The following is a 7780-nucleotide window of genomic DNA, read 5'->3' on the forward strand; positions in this document are numbered from 1 at the left end:
GCCGCCCAGTGGTGCACCTGGCGCACGAACAGGCCACCACGCGTCTCGAACGAGATGTCGAGCGTGGACGCGAACGCCCGCGACATCTCGATACCACGCAGGTTCTCGAACGTGCCGTTGTAGGTGACCTCGGTCATCGACGGATCGAAGAACAACGCCAGATACGTACCCGACAACAACAACACGATGAAGCTGTACAGGGCGATCTCACCGAGCAAGAACGACCAGTGCGTCGGGAACACCTTGTTCAACTGTTTGCGCAGGCCAGAGGCCGCGTGGTACCGCTCGTCGGCAGCGTTGGCCGCCGCCCCTGCGACGCGCGCGGCCGCGTTGGCCGGCTTCGTCGGCGTGGTGATGGCACTCATGACTTACGCTCCCAGAACGCCGGACCCACAGCCTCGGCGAAGACGCTGCGGGCAACCAAAATTTCGTTCCGCATCTGACGGTAAGCGAGCACGAGGTCGATCGCCCAACGATGGATCGAACCAGTGTCGCGGGCTGAGAACCTTCGCGGCCCGGCCGTGACGGTTCTCAGCCCAGGTTTCCTTGCAGCACGCTCGTTCCGTGCTCTTGCTGACCCAGCCGTTGCGCCGAGACGTCCACGACGCGGTAGGTGGCCAGGTCCACACCCGGTGGCACTGGCAGGTCGACCTGTCCGCTCGTGAGAACACCGAGCGGGATCATGGTGGCCACACCGTCGAAGAGCCACACCTGGTACAGCCCTTCAGGTGCGGGCATTCCGTCGACGGAGACCCGCAGCACCGTGCGGTCGGCTGTGCGCACCACGCGCGCCGTGCCGTTCGCCGTGGTGGGGGCGGACGGGAGTCTGGTCAGTTCGGCCTGCACCAGCACCTGGTCGACGATCACCGAATCGGACGTGGTGACGCGGTCGACGATGATCGTGCCCGCCGAGCCGGCGATCGCGGCCACGGCGGCGACTGCCAGCAGCGGGCGCCATCCGCGTGCGCGGCCCAACGGTACGACCGCGGCTGGAGAGTTCTTCTGACCTGTCTCCGCGGCGATGCCGAGCCAGACGTCTTCGGACGGCATGGGCAGATCCCGTTCCGAGCGGGTCTCGCGCCCGATCTCCACGACCTCGCGCAGCGAGGCGAGTTCGGTGCGGCACACCGCGCAGAACCGCACGTGTTCCACAGTGGACTCGTCGGTGACTGTTTCGCCCAGGGCCATCAACGTGAGCAGGTCGGGGTCAGCGTGCGCCACCGTCCACCTCCCATCGCTGCCTGAGCCTGGCCATACCGCGGCGCAGGTGGCTCTTCACGGTGCCCAGTGGAGTCCCCGTCGCCGCGGCGATCTGCTCGTGCGTGAGGTCATCGTAGAAGGCGAGCAGGAGAACGCGTTGTTGCTGGGGCGGCAGTTCCCCGATCGCCTCGAGCATCACCATCCTGTCGACCACGCGGTCCGGCCTCACCGGTTCGTCCGATGCCGTGCCGCCACCGGTGCTGTGCAGAACCTTGACGACGTTCTCGTCGCGTGTGCGCGAGCGCAGCACGTCGATCGCTCTGCGGCGAGCGATGGTGAGCAGCCAGACGAGCAGGCTGCCCTTGGCGGGATCGAAGCTCTCCCTGCTGCGCCACGCCGTCACGAACGTCACCTGCACGACGTCCTCGGCGTCCGCACGCGACGGAAGGCTCGCCACCGCCACCCGAAGGACAGCAGCGGCGTAGCGCTCGTAGACAGCACGCAGCGCACCTTCGTCGCCGGCGACGAAGGACTTGGTCGTCTCGTCAACGGTGTCGCCGGCACCAGTCATCACGGTGACCACCGCGGGCAAGGTCGCACCACCTGACTGAATCTAGGGCTCGCGGACGGGGTTCGCTCAACGGGCGGGCCGGGCCCGCCCACGACGCGGTGGGCGGGCCCGGACGGAGGAAGCCTCAGCGCAGCACCGGGTTGCCGTAGCCGATGACCAGCCCAGGGGTGAACGCGGTGACACCGAACGTGGTGTTCAGCACCGTCGCGGCACCGGCTGTGAGGGCCAGGGTGACACCTTGCGGTGTGGCGGCGCCGATCGTGAAGAGATCGGCGCGCTGCTGGAAGTTGACCAGTCCGGACAGCACCCCGCGGTTGAGGTCGATCGTGTAGTTGGTCAGGTACAGGCGCGTGTGACCCGCCTGCAACAGGAGACCACCGATGTGCTCGATCGTGCCGTCGGCCGGGTCGCCGACGATCGCGAAGCTGATCGCCGATCCCGTCCTGCCCGCGAAGACGGGCTTCACCTTGACCCCCAACGAGGTCAGCGCCGCCGAGGCGGCCGGGTCGAGGGTCAGATCGGTGCGCCCCTTGAAGAAGTTGCCCCACGTCTTGCCGTTCGAGGCCGTCGCGGACACAGGGGCGGCGGTGGCCGGTGCGGCCACCATCGCGCCACCACCGAGGGCAAGGCCGAAGGCGATCGCGGCGGCGATCATGCGGTTGCGCATGGAAGCACTCCTCATCGGTCGTGCGGACTGGTCTGGACGGGTACGACCGGCACCGCCCCGGCGGATGCACCTGCCGGAGAAATTCCGGCGTGATCGAGCAGACACGAACCCGATCCGCCTCCGCTGCGAACCAACCAGGAGAACGGAGGCTCGTTGTGAACTCGCACCGAAACGAAAACCCCGTACTGATCACCTCTGCCGCCCCGTCCTACCAGGACCAGCTCTCGGCACGACGGCGCCGGTACGCCCTGATGATGAGCCTGCGCATCCCGTGCATCGTGCTGGCCGTGCTGTTCGCGCAGATCTGGTGGCTCGCGCTGATCTTCATCCTGCTTTCCGTTCCTCTGCCGTGGATGGCGGTCCTCATCGCCAACGACCGTCCGCCGCGCAAGGCGGAGACACCGCAGCGATTGCGTCGGTCGCGGCCTGAGCTCACGGCCGGCGATCAGGGTGAGGAGTCGCGGTGATCGGCCTGACCGTGGTGATGGACGTGGTCTTCGTGCGGTCCAGGTCAGCCTGACAACTCGCGGTAGAGCATGGCGAACGGCTCGGCGACGGCGTCGATGTGGAACCGCTCGCGCACGGTCTTCTGCCCAGCGGCTGCGATCGGTGCGGTGGCGGAGCCGAGACGCAGGACCTGCGCCAGTCCCTCGCCCAGCGACCGCGCGGCTGACGTGTCGACGAGGAAACCGTTGTGCCCGTGGTCGATGTAACAGTTCAGACCGCCGCGAAGCGGGCCGATCGCGAGCAGCCCTGCCTCCATCGCTTCGAGCACCGCGATGCCGAACTCCTCCTTCGCGCTGGCGCAGGCGTAGACGTGCGGCGCGCCCGAGGACGGCGCGGCGGCCGCCAGTTCGTGCTGGAGCAGCCGCACGTCGTGGTTCGACCAGGCCGGCAGGACGGCGAGCCGTCCCCGTGCCGAGGGTTCGGAGCGGGCCAGCCCCAGCACCTCGTCGAGCACTTTCTGCTCGTCCGGTGTCCGGTCGGTGGAGGATCCACCGATGATCACCAGCGCGGTCGAGTGGTGCAGACCCGCCTCCAGCCAGGCGCGCACCAGCAGCGGCTGCTGCTTCATCGGGTGCAACCTGCCCACGTTGAGCAGGACGGGCAGGCCCTCGGCGGAGACGTCGAGGCGAGGCAGTGCCGAGGGAGCGAACAACTCCCGCACCAGTGATCGCCCGGTCGGTGAGGGCGACGGCGCGATGCCTTCCTCGAGCGCCCCCAGGGCCGACGGGGTCAACTGCGGGAAGTGCGTCAGCACCTCGTCCTGCTTGCCGCCGATCGTGATCACCTGGTCGGCGCGTTCGACGAGGCGATCGGCGGTGTGCACGCGGTGCAGGTCGAATCGCATGGCCGTGAGGTCTTCGGTGTCCTCCGGATAGCGCTCGGCCAGGTGGCGGTGAGGATCCGGCGTGACGGTGAACACGAGCTTCGCGCCGAGCAGCCGCGCGGCATCGGCTACGGCGAGAGAGCCGTCGTCGGAATAGCGGACGTGCACGACGTCTGGAGACAAACCGCACCGCGGCAAAAGCCGGGTGAGCCACCACGTGATTTCCGCTCGGTGACGGGCCATGTCCGGCTGGGCGAGCGCGACCGGGGAGTCGACCGGCACGCGCACCGTCCAGTGGTCGAGCGGGCCGTTCCTCTTGACGGTGACGGTGGTCGGTTCCGGGGCGAGCACGACGGTGACCACGCGTCCGATGTCGTCGCGCGTGACCAACGCCTCGGCCAGGGAGGAGAGGAAGACGGTGAGCCCGCCGCTCGCACCCTCGCCCGGCCTCGCTGTTCCGCCGATGAGCATCGCTTGGGCGATCGTGGGTCCTGCCGTGGGTGGTACGACCGGTAGCGAGATGTCGTCGTGCAGGAGGTCGAGCATTAGTTTTTGATAGGGGGAGCGAGGATCTGCTTCGACGGGCACACCTAACGCGTCGAGGTATCTCCACAGTGTCGGCCCCGCCACGAGTTCACGCGCCTCGTCGGGGCCGAGTGGCGTGAGGTGGTGCAGCCCGGCCGCGTCCATCAGCCATGCGCGCACGTCTCTGTCCTCAGTGGACAAGATCGCTCGGCGCAGCTCGGCTGTCGTGGCGTTCTCGCCGTGCGTTCGCACAGTCGCCGGAATGTGTTCGCAGATCAGGGAGAAGGTGGTCGCACGTGGATCGCGCATCAGGGAGTTGGTCAGACTGTGAGGGCTCTGCGCCCCAGGGGCGTTCTCGGCCTGCCGGGATTCCAGTGCTCGCTGTACCTCTGGATGTGTCCGCACCTCTGGTGTTCGAACCAGGGGGTGCCTTCGGATCGAACAACTTCCAGTGATGTCAGCAAGGAGGAGCCCGGTGCCGCGTTTCGTCGTCGTCAGCCCACCGTTCCGTTCGCACGCCCAGCCCATGTCCGTGTTCGCGACAGCGTTGAGCACGGTGGGTGCTCAGGCGGTGACGTTCGCCTGCGGGTCCGAGTTCGCCGACCTCGCTCCCGATATCCCTTTCGTGGCAATGAGAACCACGCGTGACTCGAACAGCGGCATTGCCGAACGGACCGCGCAGGACACGCGTTCGGCGCGCGGCCTGACCGACTTCCTCGAAGCCACCAGGGCAGGTGCGGCGGCGGCACTGCTCGCGCAGACACGGCGACGCAGAACAGAACTGCTCGCCGCCCCGGAGCAGGTGATGCGCGATCTCAGCGCGTTGCACGACCGCCTGCGGCCTGACTGGTACGTCGTCGACCAGATCGACTACGCGACCGGTCTCGCCTTGCACGCGCTCGATCTGCCTTTCGTGTCCTACGTCACCGGTCATCCGACCTACCTCGTGTCGCGTTACGACCAGTTCTTCGGGCTGCCGCAGGTGTGGCCGACCGCTGTGCGGCCGTCGACGGAAGATCTCGCCGAACTGGCCGTGGAGGTGCGCCACACCGACCGCGCTCTCACTGCCGCGTTCGCCGGATTTCTGAAGGAGTTCGCGCCGAGGCGGCCAGTGCCGTCCCGTGCGTTCGCGTTGACCTCCTCCCACGCCGCGGTGGTGAACTACCCGGAACTGCCGTGGCTGCCACCGTTGCCGACGGACCAGAAGCAGATCTTCCTCGGCCACTGCACGACACCCGAACCGCTCGACGACATCTGGCTCGATCGCGTGCGAGGCCGGCGAGTTCTCCTCGTCGCGCTCGGCACGTTCCTGTCCGCGCGCGACGACGTGCTGCGCACGGTCGTTCGCGGCGCTTTGAAGATTCCCGATTTGACCATTGTGGTCGCTGCGGGAGGCCGTGTAGCCGAACTCGCTGACCTGGCAAGGGATTCGCGAGTAGTCGTGGAATCCGTCGTGCCTCAGCGCGCGTTGCTGCCGCACGTCGCCGCGATGGTTCACCACGGCGGCAACAACTCCTTCACCGAATGCCTGCAAGCGGGGGTTCCCGCGCTGGTGCTGCCGTTCTCCAGTGACCAGTTCTGCATCGCTCACGATGCTGAGAGGACACGCGCGGGCGTCTGTCTCGATCCCAACAGGGCCACACCCGAGGACGTGGCGGAGGCGTTGGGATCGTTGCTGGATAAGCCCGAACCGTTCGCGGACCTGCGCGACGCCGTGCGCGCTGCAGGACCAGACGTGGGCGCCGCACAGCTGTTGGAAGTACTGCGGTGAGAGCACGGTGCCCGCTCACCCCGGCACGCGTCCCAGGAGATGGCGGAGCGCCTGCTCGAGATCCGGATGCCGGAACGCGTGCCCTGCCTTGGCGAGCACGGCGGGCCGGACCAGCTGGCTCGCCTCGGCCAGCTCCCGCGCGCCCTGCTCGCCGAGCAGGAGGCGTGGCCCGAAGGACGGGACCGGCAGCAGCGCGGGCCGGTGCAGCACCTTTGCCAGCGTGGCGGTGTAGGTGCTGTTGCGCACGGCCTCCGGGGCGACGGCGTTGACCGGTCCGGTGAGCGACGTGTCGTAGAGCGCGCGGTGGTAGACGTCGACCAGGTCGTCCATGCCGATCCACGACTGCCACATCCGCCCGTCGCCGAGCCTCCCGCCCAGCCCGGCGGCGAACAGCGGGTGGAAGATCCGCAACGTGCCGCCGGCGGGGGACTGGACGAGCCCGGTGCGCACCATCACCACGCGAACCCCAGCCTTCGCGGCGGGTGCGGTGGCGGCCTCCCAGTCGGCGACGACGTCCGCCAGGAAGCCCTCGCCGCGTTCGCTGTCCTCGGTGAGCTCCTCGTCGCCGCGGTCGTTGCCGTAGAAGCCGATCGCGGACGCGCTGACGAACACCGCCACCCCGGTGGCCGCGGCGAGGTCGGCGAGCGCGCGGGTCGGTCCGATCCTGGAGGAGCGGATCGCCCGCCGGTGAGCCTCGGTGAACCTGCCGGCGATCGAGGCACCCGCGAGGTGCACCACGGCGTCCACGCCGGCCAGAAGATCAGGGGCGGGGTGGCCTGGGTCCCAGCGCCGCTCGTCCGGGTGCGCGGGGGAGTGCCGCACCAACTTGACCACTCGATGGCCCGCCGTGCTGAGGAACGACCAGAGCGCGGTGCCCACGAAGCCACTGGCTCCGGTGATCGCCACGGTCATCGGCCGGTCACCGGCCTCCCGCGCGGCAGCCTGCGCGGCGAGGTCGGCGGCGAGCTGGCGGTGCCGGTAGGCGAACATCGACCGCAGCACGGCACCGGGCACCGGTGTGTCCACCCGGTCCGTCATCCGGGTCCGCTCGCCCTCGGCCTCGAACTCGTGGCTGTGCCGCCACCGCAACGCCCAGCTCAGCGGCGCGGAGTCGAGCTCGTCGACGAAGCGGTGCGGCGGGTCGTACTCGGTGTGCCGCGCACCCCAGCGCAATCCCAGCGGGAACCCCAGCACCGCACGGCCACCGTCGAGCGATCCGGCCTCGCGCACCACGCCCACGGGCTGCCAGGGCGGTGTGAGGCGGTGGATCGCCCCCGGCCGCTCGTGCCAGGCGAACACCTCGTCCAGTGGTGCGTCGACGACGCTGGCGTAGGTCAGGGACATGTTTCAACGCTAAGTGCGCCACTGGGCGTTCGCTTGATGAGTGGGCAGGAGGCCGCGGGCGTTCCTGAAATCGTGCTGTCGTCGTGCAAGTCCGCGACGCCGCCAATACGGTCGATGCGGTCTGCGGTGCAAGGCCAGCACCGTTGCTGGACGAGGTGTGGGCGTGCCTGCGCGAGGCCGGCATCACCAGTGGCCGCCGCAACGTCATGCTCTACCGCGAGGACGTCCCGAACTGCCCGCCGTACAGCGAGCTCGGCGCGGGGGGGGGGGGGGGGGGGCCCGGGGGGGGCGCCCCGCCCCCCGCGGGGGGGGGGGCGGGGGGGGGGGGTGGGCGGGCGGGGGGGGGGGACGGACAGGGGGTTGCGCCGCGGC

At 69.1% G+C, this 7780-nt stretch carries 7 protein-coding genes and 1 pseudogene; 2 read left to right on the forward strand and 6 right to left on the reverse strand.

All coding sequences use genetic code 11. The features are described 5' to 3' along the window. The 4 genes and pseudogenes from ACIQF0_RS36800 to ACIQF0_RS36815 form a co-directional block, all read right to left on the reverse strand. Positions 1-365, reverse strand: a pseudogene (locus tag ACIQF0_RS36800) (cytochrome b); the annotation flags it as partial. A 166-nt stretch (positions 366-531) separates the two neighbouring features. Next, a complete protein-coding gene (locus tag ACIQF0_RS36805; protein ID WP_401037564.1) occupies positions 532-1221 on the reverse strand; it encodes an anti-sigma factor in 690 nt (229 codons plus the stop codon). Beyond that, positions 1208-1771 carry an RNA polymerase sigma factor gene (locus tag ACIQF0_RS36810; RefSeq protein WP_401038542.1) on the reverse strand — a complete coding sequence of 188 codons (564 nt, stop codon included), beginning with the start codon at positions 1769-1771 and terminating at the stop codon, positions 1208-1210. The genes ACIQF0_RS36805 and ACIQF0_RS36810 overlap by 14 nt, the downstream gene beginning before the upstream one ends. Positions 1772-1895: 124 nt before the next feature. Beyond that, positions 1896-2438, reverse strand: a complete 543-nt coding sequence (locus ACIQF0_RS36815; RefSeq protein WP_401037566.1) for a hypothetical protein — start codon at positions 2436-2438, stop codon at positions 1896-1898. Positions 2439-2593: 155 nt separating this feature from the next. On the opposite strand from ACIQF0_RS36815, the gene ACIQF0_RS36820 reads away from it, so the two are divergent. Then, on the forward strand, positions 2594-2905 hold the full coding sequence (locus ACIQF0_RS36820; RefSeq protein WP_401037568.1) for a DUF3099 domain-containing protein: 312 nt from the start codon (positions 2594-2596) through the stop codon (positions 2903-2905). A 44-nt stretch (positions 2906-2949) separates the two neighbouring features. Here ACIQF0_RS36820 and ACIQF0_RS36825 read toward each other — a convergent pair whose 3' ends face one another. After that, a complete protein-coding gene (locus ACIQF0_RS36825) occupies positions 2950-4473 on the reverse strand; it encodes a glycosyltransferase family 4 protein (RefSeq protein WP_401037570.1) in 1524 nt (507 codons plus the stop codon). Positions 4474-4768: 295 nt separating this feature from the next. On the opposite strand from ACIQF0_RS36825, the gene ACIQF0_RS36830 reads away from it, so the two are divergent. Next, positions 4769-6064: a glycosyltransferase gene (locus tag ACIQF0_RS36830; RefSeq protein WP_401037573.1), complete on the forward strand. Its 1296-nt coding sequence runs from the start codon at positions 4769-4771 to the stop codon at positions 6062-6064. 15 nt (positions 6065-6079) lie between these two features. Here the strand turns inward: ACIQF0_RS36830 and ACIQF0_RS36835 are convergent, their stop codons facing one another. Further along, complete coding sequence (locus ACIQF0_RS36835) at positions 6080-7408, reverse strand: TIGR01777 family oxidoreductase (protein ID WP_401037576.1); 1329 nt, start codon at positions 7406-7408, stop codon at positions 6080-6082. Between the last annotated feature and the right edge of the window lie 372 nt (positions 7409-7780).

Origin of the sequence: Lentzea sp. NPDC092896 (assembly GCF_044754905.1) — a bacterium.
In the GTDB taxonomy this organism is placed as follows: Bacteria; Actinomycetota; Actinomycetes; order Mycobacteriales; family Pseudonocardiaceae; genus Lentzea.

Excerpts from the sequence above, each read along its gene's own strand:
- ACIQF0_RS36810 (WP_401038542.1), bottom strand. The coding sequence starts at position 1,771 with ATGACTGGTGCCGGCGACACCGTTGACGAGACGACCAAGTCCTTCGTC.
- ACIQF0_RS36815 (WP_401037566.1), bottom strand. The coding sequence starts at position 2,438 with ATGCGCAACCGCATGATCGCCGCCGCGATCGCCTTCGGCCTTGCCCTC.
- ACIQF0_RS36835 (WP_401037576.1), bottom strand. The coding sequence starts at position 7,408 with ATGTCCCTGACCTACGCCAGCGTCGTCGACGCACCACTGGACGAGGTG.